Raw genomic sequence first — 23267 nt, forward strand, 5'->3', positions numbered from 1 at the left:
ACGCAAGAGCGATCCCGGGCCCGCTCGTCCCCGCCGAACCTGCGGCGGGGACGAGCGGGCTGCCGACGTATGCGAGCGCGGACAGGAACCGGAGATCGGCGCCCGACTGCGGGCTGCGGCCCTGGGCGGCCGTCAGGCCTCGTCGCGGACGCGGGCCAAGGTCAGGCCGTCGGCCACCGGCAGCAGCACCGACTCGACCCGGCGGTCGGCGCGGACGTGCTCGTTGAAGCGGTGGATCTCGGCGGCCGCGCCGCTGCGCGCCGGGTCGACGACCTGGCCGCTGTAGAGCACGTTGTCGGCCAGCACCAGGCCGCCCGGCCGCATGCGCGGAATGAGCGCCTCCCAATACGCGACGTAGCCGTCCTTGTTCGCGTCCACGAACGCCAGGTCGATGTGCGGGTGGGAAGGCAGCGCGTCGAGCGTCTCCAGGGCGGGGCCGATGCGCAGCTCGATGCGGTCGGTGACACCGGCCTTGAGCCAGGCCTGCCGGGCCACGTTCGTCCACTCCTCCGACACGTCGCAGCACAGCAGCCGGCCGCCGTCCGGCAGCCCGCGGGCGATGGCGAGCGCCGAGTAGCCGGTGAACGTCCCGATCTCGACCGCGAAGCGCGGGGCGACCAGCCGGGTCAGCAGCGTGAGCAAGGTGCCCTGCTCCGGCGGGATCTGCATGGTGGCGGTGCGGCCGAGCGCGTGGGTCTGCTCGATCAGGTCCTGCTGGACCTCATCGGGTGGCGTCGAATGATCGAGAATGTAGGAGTAGAGGTCGTCCGTGATCGCGACGGTCTTCGACGGCGCCATGGGGCTCCTTTCGGGTACTCGGCACCGATCCTGCCAGCCGGGCCGGGTCGCCGGGCGGCCCCGCGCAGCGCGTCGGCGAAGATGGCCGTGGAATGCATGACCGCAGGGCCGGGTTGCCGCCCGGAGAGACCACGCACCGAACAGCAGGGAGCCACCGATGACCGACCGGACCGGACCCGGCAATCTCACCCCCGAGGGCGCCGACGCGGACGAGGCCGCCATGCAGGAGCTGGCCGGCCGCGTCTTCGGCGCTGCGCGCAGCGGGGACGCCGAGATGCTGGCCAGCTACGTGGACGCCGGGCTGCCCGTCGACCTGGCGAACGAGGCCGGCCACACGCTGCTCATGCTCGCCGCGTACAACGGCCACCTGGCCGCCGTCGAGGTGCTGATCAAGCGCGGCGCGGACGTCGACCGGGCCAACGACCGCGGCCAGACCCCGCTGGCCGGCGCGGTGTTCAAGAACGAGAAGGAGATCGCCCAGGCGCTCCTGGCAGCCGGCGCCGACCCGCACGCGGGTACCCCGTCGGCGGCCGACACGGCCCGGATGTTCGGCAAAGAGGACATGCTTTCCCGCCCCGCCGGGTAGGTACCGCTGCGCCGACGAGGCGGAGGCGGATGGCCATGGGCAGCGGCGGATCGGGCACGTGGGAGTCTCTCGCACGGTTCGAGTTCGGGGCCGGGCTGCTGCACGTGCGCTCGGATCTGCCGGTGGCGACCGACGGCTCCTTCACCCCGTGGAGCGACCGGTACCACGGCCTGGTGCTGCGCGTCCCGGGCGTCCGGCGGGTGCGGCGCTTCGAACTGGCCGGGGCGTTCGCGTCCGGTGAGCCGGGCGGGCTCGCGGACGACGCGGAATTCCCGGACCCCGCCCGCTTCCTGACGCTGTACGACCTGAAGCACCCGGGGGTGCTGGACACCCCCGGGTTCCGGGGCCTCGCGTCGACCGGCAGCGCCGTGCCGCCCGAACTCGTCGCCGAGCTCACCGGAAGCAGGCTGGTGTGCCGCGAGCGGTGGCGGTGGCCCGCGGTGTCCATCGCGCGCCTCTTCCCGGCCGGCGACAAGCTGCTGCACCTGGCCGTGCAGGGCGAAGCGGACAACGTGGCGCGGTGGCTGCACGACGAAGCCGTGCCCGCGCTGCTGCCCGCCCCCGGCTCGGTCGGCATCCGCTGGTTCGACGCAGGCCGCGACCGCCACATCGTGCTCTGCGAACTCCAAGGACCCATCTGGCCCTTGCCGCCGAGCGTCACGCACGATCTGGGCCCGGCGGTCTGGAGCGCCTACCGCCAGCAGTACGTGCGCAACGCGCCGGGCGAATAGCCCGCGGCGAGCCGTCCGGGGCACGTCCGCCTCAGTCCTGCGGATCCACCGCCAGCACCTCGAAGCCCGCGGCGTCCAGCCCAGCCCGCACCTTTTCCGCATCGCCCTCGACGACCACGGTCAGCGCATCCGGCCGCAGGTAGGTGGCTGCCGCCCGGTCCGCGGCGGCAGGCTCGGCCGCCACGATCTCGGCGTACTCGCGCGTGACATGGTCGTCCGGCAGCCCGTGCACCACCGCTTCGCGCAGCCGCGCGCCGATGCCCCGCGGGGTCTGCAGCCGGATCGGCATGCTGCCCAGCGCGTGCGCCCGCGTCGTCTCGAACTCCTCCGCGGTGACGCCGCCTTCCTGCATGCGGCGGATCTCGGCGAGGGCGTCCGCGACGGCATCCGCGGTGACCTCGGTGTGCACCGAGGACGCCATCGTGAAGGTGCCGATCCGGCGGCCGTGCGCGAACGAGGCACCCGCGCCGTACGTGTAGCCCTTCACCTCGCGCAGCCGGTGGTTCAGCCGCGACGTGAACGAGCCGCCCAGGATCTCCGCGAACAGGTCGATCGCCACCAGGTCGGGCGTCGACCGCGGCGGCGCGGTGTGCCCGATGCGCAGCACCGACTGCACGGCGCCCGGCCGGTCCACGAGCAGCACGCGTACGCCGGACGGGTCCTGCGCGGCGGGCGGCGCCTCCGCACGGCCGTCCGGACCGGATGCCCCCGCGAAGACGGCCTCGCCCAGCGCCGCCAGGTCGACGGCGTCCAGGTCGGCGGCCACCAGCAGCGTGCCGGGTGCGGTCATGCGCCGCGCGTGGAAGGCGCGGATGTCGTCCGCGGTGACCCGGGCGTTGCTGGACGGGGTCCCGTCGAGCAGCTGCCCGTAGCGGCTGCCTGCCCCGAACAGCGCCTCCCGGTAGGCCTGTTGCGCGCGGGTGCCGGGCTGCGCCCAGGACTGCTTGAGGGAGCTGGCCACGTCGGCGAGGAAGCGCTCGACGTCGGCGTCCGTGAACGCCGGGCGGCGCACCGCCTCGGCGAGCAGGTCGACGGCCGGTCCGAGCCGGGCCACCGGCACGTCGATGCCGATGCCCTGCGTCTCCCAGTCGTGCGTCCAGGTCCAGCGCGCCCCCAGGCCCTCGACGGCGAGCCCGAATTCGTCGGCGGTGTAGTGCGCGGTGCCCTCGTCCAGCAGGCCGCCGGTCACCCGGGCGAGGCCGCCCAGGCCGGCCGGCTCGTGCAGCACCCCGGCCTCCAGCAGGAGCCCGGCCCAGGCCATCGTCCGGCCGGGCAGGTGCGCGGCGACGATCTCGCCGCCCGCCACGCGCAGCCGGCGCACCTCGGGGAAGACGTACGGGCGCGGCGCGGTGCCCTCCGGGCGCTCGGCGACCAGTTGCTCGGCGGTCATGCGGCGTCCTCTTCCTCGGCGGAGTCGGCGGAGTCGGCGGAATCGGCGGGGTCTTCGGTGCCGGCGGGCTCCGGCGGTGCCGCGTCGGCGGCGGCCTCGGGCAGGTAGGTGAGCACGATCCGGTTGTCGGCGCGGAACGTTTCGGCGGCCACCCGCAGCACGTCCTCCTCGGTCACCGCGTCCAGCAGCTCGATCCGGGACCGGATGTGCTCGGCGTCGCCGAACCGGGTCGCGTACTGGCCGAGTGCGTCCGCGCGGCTGTTGACGGTGGCCAGCTCGCGCAGCCAGTCCGCGGTCAACATGGCCCGGGCCCGGTCCAGTTCGGCCGCGGTGACGCCGCCCTGCGCGGCCTCGTCGCAGACCTCGACGTACGCGGCGACCACGTCCTCGGCGGCGATCCCTTCGCGCGGCGCACACGCGCCCATCACCATCGACGGGTAGTGCATCAGCCCCCACGCGGCCATGAACCCGCCCTCGGCCTGCGCGAGGCGGCGGTCGGTGACGAGCGCGCGGTAGAGCCGCGAGCCGCGGCCGCGGCCCAGCACGGTGGTGAGGATCTCGGCGGCCGGGAAGTCCGCGGATCCCCACGCGGGGCCGCGGTGGCACAGGAACGCGCGCGGCACCGGGACGTCCTCGGCCAGGGTGACCGCGCACGGCGCGCCGAACTGCCGGGGCAGCGGCTCCGGTTGCGGGGCCGGGAAGGAGCCGCGCGCGGTGAGCCGGCCGAAGTAGCGCTCGGCCAGCGCCACGACGTTGTCCGGGTCGACGTCGCCGACGACGGTGAGCACGGCATTGTCGGGCGCGTAGTAGGTGGCGTGGAACTCGGTGAAGTCGGCCAGCGAGGCACTGTCCAGCTCGGCCATCGAGCCGATCGTGGAGTGCGCGTACGGATGGCCTTCGGGGTAGGCGAGGCCGACCATGACCTCGGTCCAGCGGCCGTACGGCACGTTGTCGTAGCGCTGCCGGCGCTCGTTCTTGACCACGTCGCGCTGGTTGTCCAGGGTCTCCTGGGTGAGCGCGAGCGAGCCCATGCGGTCCGCCTCGAGCCACAGCGCGAGTTCGAGCCGGCCGGACGGCACGGTCTGGTAGTAGTTCGTGCGGTCCGGGTTGGTGGACGCGTTGATCGCGTCGCCGCCGCAGGCCTGGATCAGCGCGAAGTGCTCGCTCTTGGCCACGTGCGCGGAGCCCTCGAACATCAGGTGCTCGAAGAGGTGCGCGAACCCGTGCTTGCCGGGCGGCTCGTGCCGGGCGCCGACGTCGTACCAGAGGTTGACCGCGGCCAGCGGCACCGACGGGTCCGGGGCGACGACCACGCGAAGGCCGTTGGCCAGCGTCGTCTGGTGGATCGGCCAGGGGAATGCGGCGGGCATCGGCGGGTCCCTCCCCGGGACGCCCGGTACGCGGCACCGCGCCCCGTACCGACGGCCCACCTCGGATGGCGATGGATGACGGTCGGCCAAGTATCACAGGTGGCGGTGACTGCGGTGCGGGACATGGACCGCCCGGCCGCCCGGGAACGGCCGCGGGCCCGGGACGCCGCCGAGTGGCGGACGTCCCGGGCCCGGGATCAGCTGCGTGCGGCGGCCCGAAGGCGCCGGGGCCGGCCGGGGATCGGGCCGGCGGGCCGGGCGGTCAGGCGAACAGCGCCTGGAACTTGCCCAGCGACTCGACCAGGGCCTCCTGGGTGGCCTTGGTGACCTTGCCGGCCATCATCGAGACCGCGCCGCCCTTGACCTCGGAGTCGATCTTGAAGAGGGTGCCCTCGCCGTTGGCCTCGACGATGAAGGACTCGGTCATGCCGACGCCCATCGGGCCCTTGCCCTCGAGGTCGATGCGGACGCCGGCCTCGACGTTCTTGATCGTCCACTTGATGTCGGCCGGGAAGCCCATCATCTTCATCTTCTCGTCGTACTCGACGCCGGCCTCGAGCTTCTCGGGACCGCCGGCCGGGAACTCGACGTGGGGGACCATCCACTTGGGGAAGTCTTCGAACTTGATCAGCTGGGCCCAGACCGCCTCGGGGGCGGCGGCGATCTCGATCTGCTCGTTGATGACAGGCATGCGCATGGTCCTTCTGCTCGGCACGCGGGCGGGCGGGCTGCTGCGTGCGGTTATCGCAGTTCACGGGTGCTGCTTGGGCGCCGGGGAGTCCTGGGCACGTACCTGCGCGCGCGGTCGTCCCCGCCGGAACCGGGTGCCGCGAAGCTATCGCCGATATTTGGCACAGTCAATGGTGTCTGCGTCCGGGTTCGGACGGAAAGTGACGGCCGCCGCGCGGCCGCAGGTCAGCCGCCCGCGCGGGCGCCGGGCGGCATGAGGACGCGGTCCGGATCGCCGGGCCCGGAGGCCGCGGAGACGCGCCCGGGACCCACCGGCTCGCCGCAGTGCCCGCAGGTCGTGACGGTGTCGACGGGGTGCCCGCAGGCCTTGTGCACGACCACGAGCGGAGGGCCGTCGGGGGCGGCCCAGGCATCGCCCCACTCGCGCATCGCATTGAGCACCGGCCACATCGCGCGGCCCTTGTCGGTCAGCCGGTAGTCGTACCGGACGGGGTTGTCCTGGTAGGGGCGCCGCTCCAGCACGCCGTGCGCGGTCAGGTGCTCCAGGCGCTGGGCCAGGACGTTGCGGGAAATGCCGAGCCGGCTCTGGAAGTCGTCGAAGCGCGTGACGCCGAGGAACGCATCGCGGACCACGAGCATGCTCCACCACTCGCCGGCCACCTCGAGGAACTGGGCGACCGAGCAGGGCATGTCTTCGAAGCTCTTGCGGCGCATGCGGCCAGCCTAGTGGGTTGCGTCAAAGGACTCACTTCGGCCAGCATGGCGACGCCTGAGTTCTTTCATGCAACTCACTCGATGCACGGACCGGGGCGCAGCCGCGTGCGCGCCACCTGGGGAGGGGACCGACAAATGCCACCTGACCAAGTCGCCGCGGGAGCGGGACACTCCGCCGCACCCGAAGGAACCGGAGCCACTGGAGCCGAAGTGCCGGGAACGGCACGGGGGCGGACGGTCATTGCGGCGGTCGTCTGCGCCGGGGTCGTGCTCGTCAACCTCGACCTCTTCATCGTCAACGTCGCCGTACCGGCCATGGCCCGTACGTGGTCCGGTGCGGACCTCGCCGACCTTTCGTGGGTCCTCAACGGCTACGCGGTGGTCTTCGCGGCCCTGCTCGTCCCGGCCGGCCGGCTGGCCGACCGCAGCGGGCACCGGGCCGCGTTCCTGCGCGGCACCGTGCTGTTCACGCTCGCATCCGCACTCTGCGCCGCGGCGCCCGGTGTCGCGTGGCTGGTCGGCGCGCGGCTCCTGCAGGCCGCCGGTGCGGCCCTGCTGATGCCCGCCTCGCTCGGCCTGCTCATGTCGGCCTACCCGCCCGAGAAGCGCGCCGCGGTGGTGCGCGTGTGGACCGCGCTCGGCGGCTTGGCCGCGGCGCTGGGACCGGTGCTCGGCGGGCTGCTCGTCGCGTCCGGCTGGCGCTGGGTGTTCCTGGTCAACGTCCCGGTCGGGGTGCTGGCCGTCGTGGTCGGCATACGCGTACTCCCGCGGGGGCCGGCCGCGGCGCGCGAGCCGCTGCCCGACCTGCTCGGCGCAGCACTGCTCGCGTCCGGGATCGGTGCTCTCGCCCTGGGCCTGGTCAAGGCCGAGGACTGGGGCTGGGCCGGCGGCCGGACGCTGGCCGCCTGGGCCGTGGCGGTCCTGGCCGCCGCCGGGTTCGCGTACCGCACGGCCCGGCACCCGCGGCCCGTCGTGGCCCCGGCGCTGCTCCGGATCAGGGCGTTCAGCGTGGCCGGTCTCGCGTCCGTGCTCTTCGGCCTCGCCTTCGCCGGGATGCTGCTCTCCATCGTGCTGTGGTGCCAAGGGGTATGGGACTGGTCCGCGCTGCGCACCGGCCTGGCGATCGCCCCCGGCCCGCTGCTCGTCCCGCCGACCGCGATCCTGGCCGGCGGCCTGGTGGCGCGCATCGGCCCCGGCCTGCTCGCCGCGATCGGCGGCACGGTCTTCGCCGCCGGGACGCTGTGGTGGGCGCTGCTGCTCGATCCGGGTGCCTCCTACGCCGCGGCGCTGCTGCCCGGCATGGCGCTGACCGGCGTCGGGGTCGGCATGATGCTGCCCACCCTGGTCGCCGCCGCGGCCACCGCGGTGCCGCAGGAACACGCCGCGACCGGCTCGGCGGTCGTCACCATGCTCCGCCAACTCGGCGCGGTACTGGGGGTCTCGCTGACCGTCCTGCTGCTCGGCACCGGAGCCGGGGCGGCCGGGGACCCGGCCGGCGGCTTCGCCCGCGCCTGGTACCTGCTCGCCGGATCCTCGCTGGCCGCCGCACTTGCCGCGCTGCTCCTCGTGCCGCGCGGACCGCAGGCACCGCAGGGGCCGCAGGGCCCGCCCGCGGCGCCGTCCGCGGCCGGTCTGCCCGCCGCCGGCGTACCGGCGTACGGTGCAGGGGCGCACCACCCGGCGGACAGCGCCGACGCAGCAGAGACCGCGGACCGAGCGGCCTCGCGGAAGACGGGGAAAGCGACATGACGTTCGAGACCCATCCGGCCCGGCGCCTGTGGGCGGGCATCGAACCCCTGCACGCCCTGGTCTACTTCGCCCCCGAGGTCGCCGAGGGCGCCAAGGCGATCGGGCTGAAGGGCTGGTTCATGGGCTACTTCGCGGGCCGCGCCGCGCCCCTCGGCGCGGTGGGCCCCGAGGCGGTGACCGCGATGTTCTTCGGCTTCGCGCCCGACCGCGTGCAGCGCGCGCTGCCCGACGCGTGGGCGTTCGCGCCGCCCGAGAAGGTCCTCGCCACGCAGCTCGAAACGGTCGACCGGGCCTTGGAGCGCGCGCTGCCGCCCGGCTCCGAGGCCGACCAGGAGCGCCTCGTCACGCTCCTCGAACACGCAGTGGGCAACTGCGACTTCGGCGGCCGGCCGCTGGCCGCGGCCTGGTCCGCCGTGCGGCTCCCGGACGACGCCTCGGCCAGGCTGCGGCTGTGGCGAGCCGCCACCGTCCTGCGCGAGCACCGCGGCGACGGCCACGTGCTGGCCTGCGTCGACCACGGCCTGGACGGCCTGCACGCGGCGATCACGCACGCTGCCACCGGGCTCACCCCCGGGCAGCGCGTGCAGACCACCCGCGGGTGGACCGAGGCACAGTGGGAGCGGGCCCTGGTCGACCTGATCGGGCGCGGCATCCTGGACAGCGCGGGCGACCTCACCGACACCGGCACGGCGCTGCGCACCTCGGTCGAGGAGGCCACCAACCGCCTGGCGTCCGCACCGCTGCGCGCACTGGGGGAGTACGCCGTCGAGGAGGCCGTCAACCTGGCCGTGCCGCTGGCCCGCTACATCATGGACACCGACGCGGTCCCGGTGCCCAACCCGGTCGGCATCGTCCGTCCGTGACGGCAGAGGCAGGCGGCAGGACGGGCCGTGCGCCGCGCCACCGGGATCACCGGTCGCGACGCACGGCCTTCCGCGCATCCCCGCGCGCTCGCGGCGCACCTGTCGGCCGCGCGAGTCCTCACATACGCAGCCACGCCGCGGTGTCCGCGGGGAGTTCCCCGCCGGCCGCCATCGGCCCACTGGCGACGAGCACCGCATCGTGCCGCGGCAGCGCGACCGGGGTCGGCCCCAGATTGACCACGCAGGCGAAGCGGTCGCCCCGGCGGAACGCCAGGGTCTGCGGAGCGGCGTCCGGCAGCCACGCCAACGTGCCGTCGCCGAGCGCGGGTTCGGCCCGGCGCAGGCGGATCGCGGTGCGGTACAGCTCCAGCATCGAGTCCGGGTCGCCGTCCTGCGCGGCGGCGGTACGCGGCGCCCAGTCGTCCGGCTGCGGCAGCCACGGCCGGGCCGCGCTTTCCGCGGGGCCGAATCCGTACGGCGGCGCGTCGCCCGACCACGGCAGCGGCACGCGGCAGCCGTCCCGCCCCGGCGACACGCCTCCCGAGCGCAGCGCCATCGGGTCCTGCAGCTGGTCGGCCGGGATGTCCTCGACCTCCGGCAGGCCCAACTCCTCGCCCTGGTAGATGTACACCGCCCCCGGCAGGGCGAGGGTCAGCAGCGCCGCGGCCCGCGCCCGCCGGGTGCCCAGCTCCAGGTCGGTCGGCACTCCGCGGGCCTTCGCGGCGAACCCGAAGGAGGTGTCCTCGCGTCCGTAGCGCGTCACCGTGCGCGTCACGTCGTGGTTGGCGAGCACCCACGTCGCGGGGGCGGACACCGGCGCGTGCGCGGCGAGCGTCTCCTCGATCGAATCGCGCAGCCGGTCCGCGTCCCACGGACAGGTCAGGAAGCCGAAGTTGAAGGCCGTGTGGATCTCGTCGCTGCGCAGGTAGCGGGCGAAGCGCTCGTGGTCGGGCAGCCAGATCTCGCCGATCAAAACCCGCGGGTCCGGGTACGAGTCGGCGATACGCCGCCACGACCGGTAGATGGCGTGCAGGCCGTCGCGGTCGATGTACGGGTGGCCGCCTTCCTGGGGCGCGCCCGCGGGGCCCACGAGGTCGGGGAGCGCCGGGTCCTTCTCCAGCAGGGCCGCCGAGTCGATGCGCACCCCGGAGGCCCCGCGGTCGAACCAGAAGCGCAGCACGTCCTCGTGCTCCGCGCGGACCGCCGGATGCGCCCAGTTGAGGTCGGGCTGCCGGGAGTCGAAGAGGTTCAAGTACCAGTCGCCGGGGGTGCCGTCCGGATCCGTGGTACGCGTCCAGGCCGGCCCGTGGAACTCGGATGTCCAGTTGTTGGGCGGCAGTTCGCCGTCCGGGCCGCGGCCCGGACGGAACCAGAACAGCTCGCGCTCGGGCGCGGCCGGGTCGGCGGCGGCCGCCCGGAACCACGGGTGCTCGCTCGACACGTGGTTGGGGACGATGTCGACGATCGTCCGGATGCCCAGTTCGAGTGCGTCGGCCATCAGCTTCTCGGCGCCGGCCAGCGTGCCGAACTCCGGTGCGACACCGCGGTAGTCGGCCACGTCGTAGCCGCCGTCCGCCATCGGCGAGGGGTACCAGGGATTGAACCACAGCGCGTCGACGCCGAGTTCGGCCAAGTACGGCAGCTTCTGCCGGACCCCGGCCAGGTCGCCCGTACCGTCGCCGTCGCCGTCGGCGAAGCTGCGCGGATAGACCTGGTAGATCACCGCGCTGCGCCACCACGGGGTCTCCGGTGCGTTGTGCGGGCCGTGCTCTGCCACGTCGCGTGTCCTTTCGGGCTGTACGGCAGTACGTCGTACCTCGTACGGCGGTGCGGGGTTGCGGGATGTGCGGGGGCGGGGGAGGGGCGGCTATTCCTTGACGCCGCCGGCGCTGATGCCGGCGATGATGTGCCGCTGGAAGAGGAGGAAGACGGCGACCACGGGGATGCTCGCGATGACCATGGCCGCGATCAGATAGGTCAGCGGGAGGCTCGCGGAGAGCTGCACGAGCGCGACGCTGATCGGCTGCTTGTCGGTGTCCGGGTAGACCAGCAGCGGCCACAGGAAGTCCTGCCAAACCGCGACCACCGCGAAGATCGACACGACGCCGAGCACCGGCCGCGACATGGGCAGCACGATGTACCACAGGCGGCGCAGCGGTCCGGCGCCGTCGATCGCGGCGGCCTCCAGGACGTCGCTCGGCAGCTGGTCGAAGAACCGCTTCAGCAGGTACAGGTTGAAGGCGTTCGCGACCGAGGGCAGCCAGATCGCCCACGGGGTGTTGAGCAGGTTGGCGCCCACGAACGGGACGTCCACCGCGGTCAGGTACTTGGGCACCAGCAGTGCGGACGCCGGGACCATCAAGGTCGCCAGGATGGCGCCCATCACGATCTGCCCGAACACCGGCTTGAGCTTGGACAGCGCGTACGCCGCCGCGGTGCACAGCACGATCTGGAACAGCCAGGCGCCGCCTGCCTGGAGGACCGTGTTGCGCAGCACGCGCGCCAGGTCCATGCGGCTCCACGCCTCGGAGTAGTTGTCCGCGTGCCATTCCTCGGGCACGTACGTGGGCGGGCTCTGGAGGAGTTCGTCGGGGGATTTGAACGCGCCGGTCACCATCCAGTAGATGGGGAACAGGAACGCGAAGGTGAAGCCGGCGACCGTCAGCGTGAACACGGTCCAGTAGGTCGCGCGGCCGCGCCGGGTGCGCAGGCGCATCGGCGATACGAGGGTGCGGACGTGCGTGGTCTCTTTGGCGGCCATCGTCGCCCTCCTCAGCCGTGGTGGCGGGTCAGGCGCAGGTAGAGCGCGGAGAAGGCGGCGAGGAAGGCCAGCAGGAGCACGCTCAGCGCGCAGGCGCTCCCGTAGTTGTTGTAGACGAAGGCGTACTTGTAGACGAGGTAGAGCACGGTGATGGTCGAGTCGCCCGGTCCGCCGCCGGTGATGATGAAGGGTTCGACGAACACCTGCATCGTGGCGATGATCTGCAGCAGCATCAGCATGAGGATCACGAAGCGCGTCTGCGGGATGGTGACGTGCCGGATCCGCTGCCACAGGTTGGCGCCGTCGAGTTCGGCGGCCTCGTAGAGCTCGCCGGGTATGCCCTGCAGTGCGGCGAGGTAGATGAGGACGGTGCCGCCCAGGTTGGCCCACGTGGCGACCAGGACCAGCGAGACCATCGCGGTGTCCTCGCCGTTGGTCCAGTTCGAGGTCGGCAGGTGCAGGGCCCGCAGCAGTTCGTTGAACAGGCCGGGACCCGGGTCGAAGAACCACTGCCACATGAGTGCGGTGACCACCGGCGGGATCATCACCGGCAGGTAGACCGCGAGCCGGAAGAACGTCTTGGCGTGCCGCATCTCGTTGATGAGCAGGGCCAGCAGGAACGGCACCACGAAGCCGATGAGCAGCGCCAGCAGCGTGAACTGCAGGGTGTTGCGCCACGCGGCGGCGAACTCCGGGTCGCGGAAGACCGTGGTGAAGTTGTCGAAGCCGGCCCACTCGGTCCCGCCGCTCTCGCTCTGCCCGCCGGTGCGCTGGAAGGCCAGTTGGATCGCGCGGATCGCGGGGTACCACGAGAAGAGCGCGAAGCAGGCGAGCCCGCCGGCCAGGAAGCCGTAGGCCGTGAGGTTGTCGGTGATCTTGCGGCGCAGGCTGCCGGACGGCTTGCGGCCGGACGGGCCGGCCGCTCCGGACGTCACCCGGGGCCTTCTCGGCTTTCCGGGTTCCCCGGGCTTCCGGGGCGCACCGACGGCGGTGCTGGTCATGGCGGGCACTCCCTCGCTGCGGCGGACGGGCCGGCGGCGGATGGCGGGTGGCGGTCGGTGGGGCCGGGGGACCAGGTCGCGGGGACCGGGGGCGGTCGGCCGCACGGTGAGCCGGGCGGCCCAGGCGGCCCAGGCGGCCCAGGCGGGCCGGGCGGGGGGGGGGGGGGGGGGGGGGGGCGGGGGGGCGCCCCCCCCCCCCCCCCCCAGGGCGCCCGCGGGGCAGCGGCGGGCCCCCGGTCCACCCGGCGGTCTCGGCGCTGCTGCCGCGCGGGGCGGCGGCTGCGGCTACGACTTGCCGAGAACCTGGGTGATCTTGCCGTTGGCCTCGCTCAGCAGCTTGGCGATGTCGGCGTCCTTCTTGGTCAGCACGCTGGACACCACGCCGTCGAGGACCGAGTAGATCTGCTGCGCCTGCACGGGCTCCGCGATCGCCGGGACCTTCCCGGTGGCGGCCACGAACGCCTGGTAGTTCTCCACCGGGAGCGTCGCGTTCTGCGCCTTGAGGTCGTCATTGGACTTCGCCGCGGCCCCGGTCCAGATGGCCGGCTCGGGCAGGCCGACGGGCTCCTTGTCCTGCTTGCCGCGGGCCCAGTCGTTCAGCCCCTTGCCGGGCGTCAGGGCCAGGAACTCCAGCCACTTCAGGCCCGCTTCGATCTGCTCGGGGGTGCACTTCTTGTTGAACATGTAGCCGTCGCCGCCGGCCAGCGTGCCCTTGCCGTCGGGCATCGGGCCCATGCCCACGTCGGCGAGCTTGCCGCCGAACTCGTTGACGATCTGCGTGATGTTGTCCGGCGCGGCCAGGTACATGCCCAGCCGGCCGCTGCCCATCATCTGCTGCACGTCGTTGATGGTCAGCAGCTGCTTGCTGCCCATGCTGTTGTCGGTCCAGCGCATGTCGTGCAGGGTCTGCAGGACCGCGCGGCCTTCCGCGGTGTCGACGGTCGCGGTCTTGCCGTCCGCGGAGACCGCCTGCCCGCCGCGCGAGTAGAGCTCGGCCACGAAGTGCCAGCCGCCCTGGTTGCTCGCGCTGTAGTCGGCGTACCCGACGGTGTTGTTGCCCAGGTCGGCGATCTTCTTGGCGGCCGCCCGGACTTCGTCCCACGTGGCGGGCGGCTTGGCCGGGTCGAGGCCGGCCTTGGCGAACAGCGCCCGGTTGTAGACCAGGCCCATCGAGTAGTTCGTGCGCGGTATGCCGAACGTCTTGCCGCTGCCGTCCTGGAAGAACTTCACCAGGTCCGGGCGGATCTCCTTGTCCTTGAGGACCTTCTCCGCGTACGGCGTGATGTCGGCCGCGGCCCCGCGGGCCAGGACCGTCTGCACGTTGGTGTAGTTGACGTAGAACAGGTCTTCCATCTGGTTCCCCGACAGCTTCGCCTCGAAGGTCGTCGGGTCCGAGCAGGGGAAGGCGTCCTTCGACTCGATCTTGATGTTCGGATTGAGCTTCTCGAACGCCGCGACGTCCTGCTCCCACTGCTTGCGGTCGACCTCCGCGGTGCGCGGCGGCTTGCAGTTGACGGTGAGCGAGACCTTCTTGCCCTCGGCCGCACCGGTGCCGCCGCCCGAGGCGGCACCCGCGTCGGCGGCCTTGTCCCCGGAGTCGTCGTCGGAGCACGCGGCGCCGGTGAGGAGCAGGCCGGCGGCGAGGAACAGCGCGGAGGTTCTGCGGTACCGGGTGGAGCTGCGCATGGGGGGAGGCCCTTCTGCCCGGGGGTCTGACAAAGACGGAGATGCGCACGAACCGGCCGTAATGCGGCCGGTTCGTGCGTGGCGCGGGCCACACTCAACCACGGCGAGCAGCAGGACTCAATATCTCGATGAAAGTCCGCAAAAAATTGACAGCGATGAGAAGAACTTGGATCACGGCCCGGCCGGGCCTCGGTTCAGGGTGCCGCGGCCTCCGCGGGCGCCGGGCCCGAGGACTTGCGGAGCACCAGTTCCGGCTCGAAGAGCAACTCGTCGTGGGTGACCGGATGGCCGGCGATCTCGGCCATCAGCATCTCCACGGCGGCCCGGCCCATCAGCTCGATCGGCTGCCGCACGGTGCTCAGCGGCGGGTCGGTGGCGGCCATCAGCGCCGAGTCGTCGTAGCCGACCACCGACACGTCGCCCGGCACGCTGCGGCCCAGTCGGCGGGCGGCGCGCACCGCGCCCAGGGCCAGCGGGTCGCTCGCGCACACCAGTGCGGTCATGCCCCGGTTGATCAGCCGGGTGGCCGCGGCCTGGCCGCCCTCCGAGGAGAACAGCGTGTGCTCGACGCGGTCGTCGGCGATGTCGATCGCGGCCTTCGCGGCGGCCAGTTTGCGGTTCGAGGGCACATGGTCGCGGGGCCCCAGCACCATGCCGATCCGCTCGTGCCCGAGCGCCTGCAGATGGTCGATGGCCTGCTCCGCGGCGGCTGCGTCGTCGCAGCTCACCCGGGGGAAGTCGAGGTGGTCGACGGCCGCGTTGAGCAGCACCGTGGGCAGCCCGCGCTCGGCCAGCCGGGCGTAGTGGCCGTGCGGCGAGTCGGCCTGCGCGTACAGGCCGCCGAAGAACACCGCGCCGGACACCGCCTGGTCGAGCAGCATCTCCACGTAGTCGGCCTCGCTCACCCCGCCGACCGTCTGGGTGCACAGCACCGGCGTGAACCCGCGCTGCGCGAGCGCGCCGACGACGATCTCGGCGAACGCGGGGAAGATCGGGTTCTGCAGTTCCGGCAGCACCAGGCCGACCAGCCGGGCGCGTTCGCCGCGCAGCTGGGTGGGCCGCTCGTACCCCATGACGTCCAGCGCGGTCAGCACCGCGGCCCGGGTCCCCTCCGACACCCCGGACTTCCCGTTGAGCACGCGACTGACCGTCGCCTCGCTCACTCCGACCTTCTTGGCAACTTCAGCAAGTCGACGCACCATGCCCGCAAGACTAGTACGACCAGCGTCGATTTTTTGCAAGAATTCTGCAAATCACTTGCGTTCCGGGTGCGGCAGGCTGGGGACAAGGCCCCGCGGCTGTCCCCGGCACGGACTAGCTTGGACCACCATGACGGCACCGACGCACCCGGCCTCGGACGGACCGCCGGCGCCCGCATCGGGGCCGCCCGGCGGCCCGGCCGGCGACCGTGTCCCGGGTGCCCGGCTGGACGCCGTGCTGGAGCGCATCACGTACCAGAACGACGAGAACGGCTGGACCGTCGCCCGCGTCGACACCGGCCGCGGCTCGGGTCTCGGCGACCTGCTCACCGTGGTCGGGCCGCTGCTCGGCGCGCAGCCCGGCGAGTCCCTGCGCCTGCACGGCCGTTGGGGGAGCCACCCGCAGTACGGCCGGCAGTTCCTCGTCGACTCGTACGAGACCGTGCTGCCCGCCACCGTGCAGGGCATCCGCCGCTACCTCGGCTCCGGCCTCGTCAAAGGCATCGGGCCGCGGATCGCGGACCGCATCGTGGAGTTCTTCGGCGTCGACGCCCTCGACGTCATCGAGCACGACATCGCCCGCCTCATCGAGGTCCCCGGCCTCGGCCCCAAGCGCCGCGACCTGATCGCCGCCGCGTGGGTCGAGCAGAAGGCCATCAAGGAGGTCATGGTCTTCCTGCAGGGCATCGGCATCTCCACCTCGCCCGCGGTGCGCATCTGGAAGGAGTACGCCGAGCAGTCCATCACCGTGGTCCGCACCGAGCCGTACCGCCTCGCCTCCGACGTGTGGGGCATCGGCTTCAAGACCGCGGACGCCATCGCGCAGGCCGTCGGCATACCCCACGACTCGCCCGAACGCGTCAAGGCGGGACTGCAGTTCACCCTCTCGGAGGGCGCCGACGCCGGGCACTGCTACCTGCCGCAGGACGACCTGGTCGCGGACGCCGTCGGGATACTCGACGTCCCGGCCCCGCTGGTGCAGCGCTGCCTCGACGAACTCGTCGCCGAGGAAGGCGTGGTGCGCGAGACCCTGCCCGGCACCGTCAGTTCCACCGGTTCGCAGGGCGACGACGTCGAAGGCGTCTACCTGCTGCCCTTCCACCGGGCCGAGATCTCCCTCGCGAGCCGGCTGCGCAGCCTGCTCGGCGCCCGCGAGGACCGGCTCGCCGCGTTCGGCAGCGTCGACTGGACCAAGGCGCTCGCCTGGCTGCACGACCGCACCGGCACCGAACTGGCCGCCGAGCAGGAGGCCGCGGTCCGCCTCGCGCTGACGCAGAAAGTCGCGGTGCTGACCGGCGGGCCCGGCTGCGGCAAGAGCTTCACGGTCCGCTCGGTCGTCGAACTCGCGCGCGCCCGCAAGGCCAAGATCGTGCTCGCCGCCCCCACCGGGCGCGCCGCCAAACGCCTTGCCGAACTGACCGGCAGCGAGGCGGCCACCGTGCACCGGCTGCTCGAACTGAAGCCGGGCGGCGACGCCGCATACGACCAGGACCGGCCGCTCGATGCCGACCTCGTGGTCGTCGACGAGGCCTCCATGCTCGACCTGCTGCTCGCGAACCGGCTGGTCAAGGCCGTACCGCCGGGCGCCCACCTGCTGTTCGTCGGGGACGTCGACCAACTGCCCAGCGTCGGGGCCGGCGAGGTGCTGCGCGACCTGCTGGCCGCCGACCGCGTCCCGCGCGTCCGGCTCACCAAGATCTTCCGGCAGGCCCAGCAGTCCGGAGTGGTCACCAACGCGCACCGCATCAACGCCGGCCGCCCGCCGGTCACCGACGGCCTCGCGGACTTCTTCCTGTTCCCGGTCGAGGAAGCCGAGGACGCCGCCGCCCTCACCGTCGACGTCGTCGCCCGCCGCATCCCGCGCCGCTTCGGACTCGACCCGCGCCGCGACGTCCAGGTCCTCGCCCCCATGCACCGCGGCCCGGCGGGCGCCGGCGCGCTCAACCTGCTGCTCCAGGAAGCCCTCACGCCGGGCCGCCCGGGCGCCCCCGAAAAGCGCTTCGGCGGCCGCACGTTCCGCATCGGCGACAAGGTCACCCAGATCCGGAACAACTACGACAAGGGCGAGGCGGGCGTCTTCAACGGCACCGGCGGCGTCGTCACCGGCATCAACCCCGACGACCAGACGCTGACCGTGCGGACCGAGGAAGACGAAGACATCCCCTACGACTTCGCCGAACTCGACGAACTGTCGCACGCCTACGCGGTCACCATCCACCGCTCGCAGGGCAGCGAATACCCGGCCGTCGTCGTCCCCGTCACCACCAGCGCCTGGATGATGCTGCAGCGCAACCTGCTCTACACCGCGGTCACCCGGGCCAAGAAGCTCGTCGTCCTGGTCGGCTCGCGCCGGGCCCTGGCGCAGGCGGTGCGCACCGTCTCGGCGGGACGGCGGCACACCGCCCTCGCGCACCGGCTCGGCCCGGGACGCCCGTCCGTCACTTGAACTCGCGGTGCCGCAAGGCCAGCAGGCCGCCGGTGAACGGCAGCACCGCGAACATGCCGCAGTTCAGTGCGATCCGGACCCACTCGGTCGCCGAGATGCCGGCGTCCTCGCTGAGCGGGGACAGTGCCTGACCCGGGTTCAGCCACTCCATCGTGCCGTCGAGCGCGGCGACCGTACTGCCCAGGATGCCCAGCACCAGCGGCACCGCGTACAGCGCCAGGATCGCCAGGATCGGGCTGGTCAGCAGCATGCCGAAGCCGATCCCGGTGACGATCGACACCGCGCAGTCGAGCAGCCGGGTGCCGGCCAGGGCGGGCGGGATGCCCCAACCGCCGTCCGCGTTGCCGGTGGCCAGCGCGAGCGCGTGCCCGCCCCACGCGACCACCGCGCTCAGCGCCACGAACACCGCCGAGAGGATCAGCCCGGCCTGGAGCTTCGCCTGGATCACCCGCGACCTCCGCGGTACCAGGGCGAACGTCGTCAGCCCGGACCGCTGCGACCACTCCGCGGTCACCGACAGGATCGCCACCACCGGCAGCAGCAGCGACATGCCGGTCTGCGACGCCAGGAACAGCTCGGGCGTGGTGCGGTCGCCCTTCTCGCCGGCGAACACCACCAGGCACACCATGCCGAACATCGCCGCCACGATCACGGCCATCAGCCAGCGGCCGGAGCGCGTGTCGGTCATCTTGCGCAACTCGACGAGGGTCAGTACCCGGCCGCTCGGGGCGGCGGGGGCGCCTGCCGGATCGAAGACCGCCTCGGCCGACTGCCGGAACCCGGTCTGCCCGCGCGTGCCCGAGTCGGTGTACGTGCCGGCGTTGATGTCCGTGCTCATGCCTTCGCCTCCTCGGCGTTCGCGGTTCCGGTCAGGCTCAGGAAGAGCTGTTCGAGGCCAAGGTCGTCGGCGGCCCGCAGTTCGACCAGCGGTACGCCGGCCCGCGCGACCGCGATGCCCACCTGCTCGGGCACGGCGTCGACGACCAGCGCGCCGCTCGCATGCGCGGTACGCACCGCCAGCCCGGCCTGCGCGAGCGCCTCGCCCAATGCGGCCTGCGCGGGCTCCGCGGAACGCACCAGCGTGCCCGAACGCTCCTGCAGCAACTCGTCCCTGGCGCCCTGCGCGACGACCCGGCCGCCCGAGATCATCACGAACCGGTCGGCCAGCGCCTCCACTTCGAACAGCAGATGGGAGGACAGCAGCACCGTCCCGCCGCGGTCCGCGAAATCGCGCAGCAGCATCCGCATGTTGTGGATGCCCTCCGGGTCCAAACCGCTGGACGGCTCGTCCAGGATCAGCACCCCCGGCCGGCCGAGCAGCGCCTGCGCCATCCCGAGCCGCTGCCGCATGCCGAACGAATAGCCGCCCACGCGCCGCTTGGCGGCCGACGCGAGCCCTACCTCGTCGAGCACCTCGTCCACCCGCGCCCGGTCGACGCCGAGCATCATCGCGGCCAGCAGCAACGTCTCCCGGCCGCTGCGGCCCGGATGCCGGGCGGCGGCATCGAGCAGGACCCCGACATGGCGTCCCGGATTCGGCAGGTTGCGGTACGGAACGCCGAGCACGCTTGCCTGGCCGGAACTCGGCTCGGTCAGCCCGCAGATCATGCGCATCGTCGTGGACTTGCCCGCGCCGTTCGGCCCGAGGAAGCCGGTGACCGTGCCGGGCGCGCACACGAAGGAGACGTCGGAGACGGCCTGGTGCTCGCCGTACCGCTTGCTGAGGTTCTCGACTCGGATCATGCTCCGAGCCTGCCGCCGCCACCCGGACCCGGGCAGCGGCCGGACGTCGACCGCCGGATGGCGAAAGTCGATGCCGGAACGCCGTTCGGACGTGCCGTGCGGGCCGGTCAGGCGGACGGCGGAGTGCCCGCGGCGCCGGGCTCCTCCGCGTCGTGCACCAGCAGTGCGATCTGGACCCGGTTGTTGAGGTCCAGCTTGGTCAGCAGGCGCGACACGTACGCCTTGACCGTCGCCACGCTCAGCGAAAGCTCCCGGCCGATCTCGGCGTTCGTCGCGCCCCGGCCGACCAGCGCGGCCACTTCGCGTTCCCCCGGAGTGAGCCGGGCCAGCAGCGCGCGGGCCCGGTCGCGGCGCGGATCGGCGCCCGACTCGGCGACGAAGTCCATCATCCGGCGCAGTACGGACGGCGTCATCATCGGCTCGCCCGCCGCGACCAGCCGGATCGCCCGCACGATCTCGGCGGGCGGCGTGTGCTTCAGCAGGAAGCCGCCGGCCCCGGCCCGCAGCGCGCGCAGCACATGGTCGTCGGTGTCGAAGGTGGTCATCACCACCACCTGCGGGGCATCCGGGCGGGCCCGCAGGCGCGCGGTCGCCGCGAGGCCGTCCATGGTCGGCATGCGGATGTCCATGAGCACGACGTCCGGCCGGAGTCCGCGCACCGCGGCGTCCACCTCGGAGCCGTCCGACGCCTCGCCGACGACCTCCAGGTCGTCCGCCGCGGAGAGCATCATCGACAGGCCCATGCGCACCAGCGCGTCGTCGTCGACCAGCAGCACCCGGACGGGCCGGGCGTCTGCGGGGTCGGCGGCGGACGGGTCCTGGCGGTGCTGCGGTGCGTCGGTCACGGGGTCCACCGTAGCCACCGGCCTGCCGCGGCACACCGCGGAGGCGTGCCCGCACCAGGCCGCGCTCCGGGGCGCATCAGCCGCCCCGCACCCGGCCGGTCTCCGCCGAGGGCTGCCACGGCAGCCAGGCCCGCAGCCGGAACTCGCCGTCCTCCGTACCATGTTCGAGGCGCCCGCCGACCAGCGTCACGCGCTCGCGCAGGCCGATCAGCCCGGCACCCGCACCCGGCAGCGCGGGAACCGACGCGGGCGACACGTGCAGCGGGTTGACGATCTCGATCGCCAGTCCGGCCTGTTCGGCCTGCTCGGCTGCCGCGACATCCACCCGCACCCGCGCACCCGGGGCGTGCTTGCGGGCATTGGTCAAGCCCTCCTGCACGATCCGGTACGCATGCCGCCCCACGCGCGCGGAGGTCTCCGGCGCCACCGGTGCGCACGCGAACTCCACGACCGCACCGGCCCGGCGCGATTGCTCGATCAGCGCGGGCAGGTCCCCGAGCGTCGGCTGCGGGCGGTCGGCCGCGCCTGCGTCCTCGTCGGTGCGGAGCATCCGGATCACGTCCCGGAGGTCCTCCAGCGCATCGTGCGCCGCCTGCCGGATCACGCCGGCCGCCCGGGCCTCCTGCGGCGACGCGTCGGACCGGACCTCCAGCGCGCCCGCGTGCACGGCCAGCAGCGAGATGCGGTGCGCGAGCACGTCGTGCATCTCGCGCGCGATGCGCTCGCGCTCCAGGAGCCGGGCCTCCTCGACGAGCATGCGCTGCTCGTTCTCGGCCTGCCGGGCCCGCTCCTGCAGCGAGCCGACCAGCATGCGCTGCGAACGCACCAGCAGGCCGCCGGTCAGCGCCACCACGTCGAAGAACAGGAACACCCCGGCGGCGCCGAAGTATTCGGCGCGGTCCTCGGTGGCCAGGTAGAACAGCACGAAGACCAGCAGCGCATGCACCGCGGTGATCGACACCGAGGTCCGGGGCCGGCGGCGCTCCGCGACCCCGAACAGCGCGACGACCGTGGTCCCCATGACCGTGACGAAGGTGAAGCCGGCCAGCACGCAGATCCACGCCAACGTGACCGGGAACCGCCGCCGGAACACCAGGAAGGCGACCGCCGCGACGACCCCGTAGAAGATCTGGGCGGTGATGTGATCGCCGACCGACGGATCCTCGTCCATGCTGCCCACCAGCAGCGTCACCCCGACCGCGACCGCCCCCAGGGTGAGCAGCCCGTCGATCGCCCACTCCGCCCCGGTACGCCGCAGCGATCCGACGAACCGCCCGACGCGCCCCCAGCGGACCCCGCTCATCTCCCGAACACCTTCCCGTACCCCGAGGCCGACGCCCCGACCTGCCGAGCCTAACCAGGCGGAGAATCCGCCATCAGCACCAGAAGTCGCCCCCGGATCGACTTTGGTAGCTGCCACCGCGACACCGGAACCCGCCGGCTTCCTCCTCCGGCCCGTCCGCCCATGCCCGTTCTTCGCGGAGCGGGGGTACGGCTGTTCGGGGGATGGCCGGTGGTGTCGGGGCGGGCAGTGCCACGACGCGACGTACGGTGCTGGAGTGGGCAGCGGCGTGCGGGAGCGGACCTGGTTTCGGTTCGCCCGCTGGTCCCCGTTCCTGCTGATCGCCGCGGCGGCGATCGCCGACTGGGTGACGCCCGGGCCGCAGCGGTACGACCGGCTGCTTTCGGCCGCGCCCGCCCTGGCCGCGGCCACGTGGAGCGTGCGCGGCACCGTGGGCATCGGGCTGTTCTCCGGGCTCACGCAGTATGTGCTCGCGTTCGACCGGACAGCCGACAGCTACCAGGCGCCGTCCGGCACCAGCACCGGCGTGATCGGGGCCGTGACCCTCGCGGCCGCCTACGCCAGCCTCGTCCGGCAGCGGCACGAGCGGGATCTCTCCGAGGTCCGCGCCGTCGCGGACACCGCGCAGCGCATGGTCCTGCGGCCGCTGCCGCACCGCCTGGACGGTGTCGAGCTCGACGTGCTCTACCTGGCCGCCGCCGCGCAGGCCCGCATCGGCGGCGACTTCTACGAGGCGCTGCGCACGCCCTACGGGGTGCGGGCCATCCTCGGCGACGTGCAGGGCAAAGGGCTGGCCGCGGTCGAGGCCGCGTCGGTGCTGCTGGGGGCGTTCCGGGAGTGGGCGTACGAGGCGCCCGACCTCGGCGTGCTCGCCGCCCGGCTGGAGCGCAGCATGACGCGGTACGGCGACCAGCCCCCGGCCTCCGACGCCGCCGAGCGGTTCGCCACCGCGGTGCTGGTCGAGATCCCGCCCGGCCAGGGCATCGCGCGGCTGGTGAACCTGGGGCATCCCGCGCCGCTGCTGCTGGCCGCCGGAACCGTGTGGGCCGTGGAGCCGGCCGTGCCGCAACTACCGGTGAACCTCTCGCTGCTGGCCGACGACGACGATCCCGCACACGTGGAGACCATCGCCTTCGCCCCGGGGGACCGGCTGCTGCTCTTCACCGACGGGGTGAGCGAGACGCGCGACGCCGCGGGGGAGTTCTATCCGCTCGCCGACCGCGTCCGGCAGTGGCAGGGCGAGCCGTCGCCGGCGCTGCTCGACACGCTGCGCGCCGACCTGCGCGCGTTCGGGGCTTCGCCCAGGGACGACGACGTGGCGGCGCTGGTGGTCGGGCGCGTGAGCCCCGACACAGTTGATTAGCGATTTATCTACCTTTTAGGCGTATCGGG

General features: G+C 73.0%; 20 protein-coding genes. 6 read left to right on the top strand and 14 right to left on the bottom strand.

Going from position 1 to position 23267, the window contains the following annotated elements; translation table 11 throughout:
* Positions 1-132: 132 nt before the first annotated feature.
* A complete protein-coding gene (locus LZ495_RS12290; protein WP_235052157.1) occupies positions 133-798 on the bottom strand; it encodes an O-methyltransferase in 666 nt (221 codons plus the stop codon).
* 157 nt (positions 799-955) lie between these two features.
* Between LZ495_RS12290 and LZ495_RS12295 the strand changes: the two genes are divergently transcribed.
* Together LZ495_RS12295 and LZ495_RS12300 are read left to right on the top strand one after the other, a co-directional pair.
* Complete coding sequence (locus LZ495_RS12295; RefSeq protein WP_372498558.1) at positions 956-1384, top strand: ankyrin repeat domain-containing protein; 429 nt, start codon at positions 956-958, stop codon at positions 1382-1384.
* Positions 1385-1413: 29 nt separating this feature from the next.
* On the top strand, positions 1414-2115 hold the full coding sequence (locus LZ495_RS12300) for a hypothetical protein (RefSeq protein WP_235052158.1): 702 nt from the start codon (positions 1414-1416) through the stop codon (positions 2113-2115).
* A 31-nt stretch (positions 2116-2146) separates the two neighbouring features.
* On the opposite strand, the gene LZ495_RS12305 is transcribed toward LZ495_RS12300, so the two are convergent.
* The 4 genes from LZ495_RS12305 to LZ495_RS12320 all read right to left on the bottom strand — a co-directional run bounded on the left by LZ495_RS12305 (position 2147) and on the right by LZ495_RS12320 (position 6279).
* Positions 2147-3505, bottom strand: coding sequence for a M16 family metallopeptidase (locus tag LZ495_RS12305; RefSeq protein WP_235052159.1), 1359 nt, complete (start codon positions 3503-3505; stop codon positions 2147-2149).
* The gene (locus LZ495_RS12310) at positions 3502-4875 is read right to left on the bottom strand and encodes a M16 family metallopeptidase (protein WP_235052160.1); all 1374 of its coding nucleotides are present in this window, start codon (positions 4873-4875) and stop codon (positions 3502-3504) included. The genes LZ495_RS12305 and LZ495_RS12310 overlap by 4 nt, the downstream gene beginning before the upstream one ends.
* Before the next feature lie 262 nt (positions 4876-5137).
* Positions 5138-5566, bottom strand: coding sequence for a type II toxin-antitoxin system Rv0910 family toxin (locus tag LZ495_RS12315; RefSeq protein ID WP_235052161.1), 429 nt, complete (start codon positions 5564-5566; stop codon positions 5138-5140).
* 224 nt (positions 5567-5790) lie between these two features.
* A complete protein-coding gene (locus LZ495_RS12320; protein WP_235052162.1) occupies positions 5791-6279 on the bottom strand; it encodes a winged helix-turn-helix transcriptional regulator in 489 nt (162 codons plus the stop codon).
* A 210-nt stretch (positions 6280-6489) separates the two neighbouring features.
* On the opposite strand from LZ495_RS12320, the gene LZ495_RS12325 reads away from it, so the two are divergent.
* Both LZ495_RS12325 and LZ495_RS12330 read left to right on the top strand, forming a co-directional pair.
* On the top strand, positions 6490-8028 hold the full coding sequence (locus LZ495_RS12325) for a DHA2 family efflux MFS transporter permease subunit (RefSeq protein WP_235052163.1): 1539 nt from the start codon (positions 6490-6492) through the stop codon (positions 8026-8028).
* Entirely contained in the window at positions 8025-8891 is an 867-nt protein-coding gene (locus LZ495_RS12330; RefSeq protein WP_235052164.1) for an SCO6745 family protein, read from the top strand. Before LZ495_RS12325 ends, LZ495_RS12330 begins: the two co-directional genes overlap by 4 nt.
* A gap of 118 nt (positions 8892-9009) precedes the next feature.
* Here LZ495_RS12330 and LZ495_RS12335 read toward each other — a convergent pair whose 3' ends face one another.
* The 5 genes from LZ495_RS12335 to LZ495_RS12355 form a co-directional block, all read right to left on the bottom strand.
* Positions 9010-10668, bottom strand: coding sequence for a glycoside hydrolase family 13 protein (locus tag LZ495_RS12335; RefSeq protein ID WP_235052165.1), 1659 nt, complete (start codon positions 10666-10668; stop codon positions 9010-9012).
* A 90-nt stretch (positions 10669-10758) separates the two neighbouring features.
* Entirely contained in the window at positions 10759-11652 is an 894-nt protein-coding gene (locus LZ495_RS12340) for a carbohydrate ABC transporter permease (RefSeq protein WP_235052166.1), read from the bottom strand.
* An 11-nt stretch (positions 11653-11663) separates the two neighbouring features.
* Positions 11664-12653, bottom strand: coding sequence for a carbohydrate ABC transporter permease (locus tag LZ495_RS12345; RefSeq protein ID WP_372498559.1), 990 nt, complete (start codon positions 12651-12653; stop codon positions 11664-11666).
* A gap of 285 nt (positions 12654-12938) precedes the next feature.
* Positions 12939-14339, bottom strand: coding sequence for an ABC transporter substrate-binding protein (locus LZ495_RS12350; RefSeq protein WP_235052168.1), 1401 nt, complete (start codon positions 14337-14339; stop codon positions 12939-12941).
* A 194-nt stretch (positions 14340-14533) separates the two neighbouring features.
* Positions 14534-15541 carry a LacI family DNA-binding transcriptional regulator gene (locus LZ495_RS12355; protein ID WP_235052169.1) on the bottom strand — a complete coding sequence of 336 codons (1008 nt, stop codon included), beginning with the start codon at positions 15539-15541 and terminating at the stop codon, positions 14534-14536.
* 127 nt (positions 15542-15668) lie between these two features.
* Between LZ495_RS12355 and recD2 the strand changes: the two genes are divergently transcribed.
* Positions 15669-17984 (top strand): SF1B family DNA helicase RecD2, encoded by a 2316-nt coding sequence (recD2, locus tag LZ495_RS12360; RefSeq protein ID WP_235052170.1) that lies wholly within the window; start codon positions 15669-15671, stop codon positions 17982-17984.
* Here the strand turns inward: recD2 and LZ495_RS12365 are convergent.
* The 4 genes from LZ495_RS12365 to LZ495_RS12380 all read right to left on the bottom strand — a co-directional run bounded on the left by LZ495_RS12365 (position 17977) and on the right by LZ495_RS12380 (position 21875).
* Positions 17977-18822, bottom strand: coding sequence for an ABC transporter permease (locus tag LZ495_RS12365; protein WP_235052171.1), 846 nt, complete (start codon positions 18820-18822; stop codon positions 17977-17979). The genes recD2 and LZ495_RS12365 overlap by 8 nt on opposite strands.
* A complete protein-coding gene (locus tag LZ495_RS12370; RefSeq protein ID WP_235052172.1) occupies positions 18819-19727 on the bottom strand; it encodes an ABC transporter ATP-binding protein in 909 nt (302 codons plus the stop codon). The genes LZ495_RS12365 and LZ495_RS12370 overlap by 4 nt, the downstream gene beginning before the upstream one ends.
* 107 nt (positions 19728-19834) lie before the next feature.
* Positions 19835-20503 carry a response regulator transcription factor gene (locus LZ495_RS12375; protein ID WP_308268029.1) on the bottom strand — a complete coding sequence of 223 codons (669 nt, stop codon included), beginning with the start codon at positions 20501-20503 and terminating at the stop codon, positions 19835-19837.
* Between the two features lie 145 nt (positions 20504-20648).
* Positions 20649-21875: a sensor histidine kinase gene (locus LZ495_RS12380; protein WP_235052173.1), complete on the bottom strand. Its 1227-nt coding sequence runs from the start codon at positions 21873-21875 to the stop codon at positions 20649-20651.
* A gap of 256 nt (positions 21876-22131) precedes the next feature.
* Here LZ495_RS12380 and LZ495_RS12385 point away from each other — a divergent pair, with 256 nt between their 5' ends.
* Complete coding sequence (locus LZ495_RS12385) at positions 22132-23238, top strand: PP2C family protein-serine/threonine phosphatase (protein ID WP_235052174.1); 1107 nt, start codon at positions 22132-22134, stop codon at positions 23236-23238.
* Positions 23239-23267: the final 29 nt, after the last annotated feature.

It is taken from the genome of Yinghuangia soli, from assembly GCF_021502675.1.
GTDB classification, from domain to species: Bacteria; Actinomycetota; Actinomycetes; order Streptomycetales; family Streptomycetaceae; genus Yinghuangia; species Yinghuangia soli.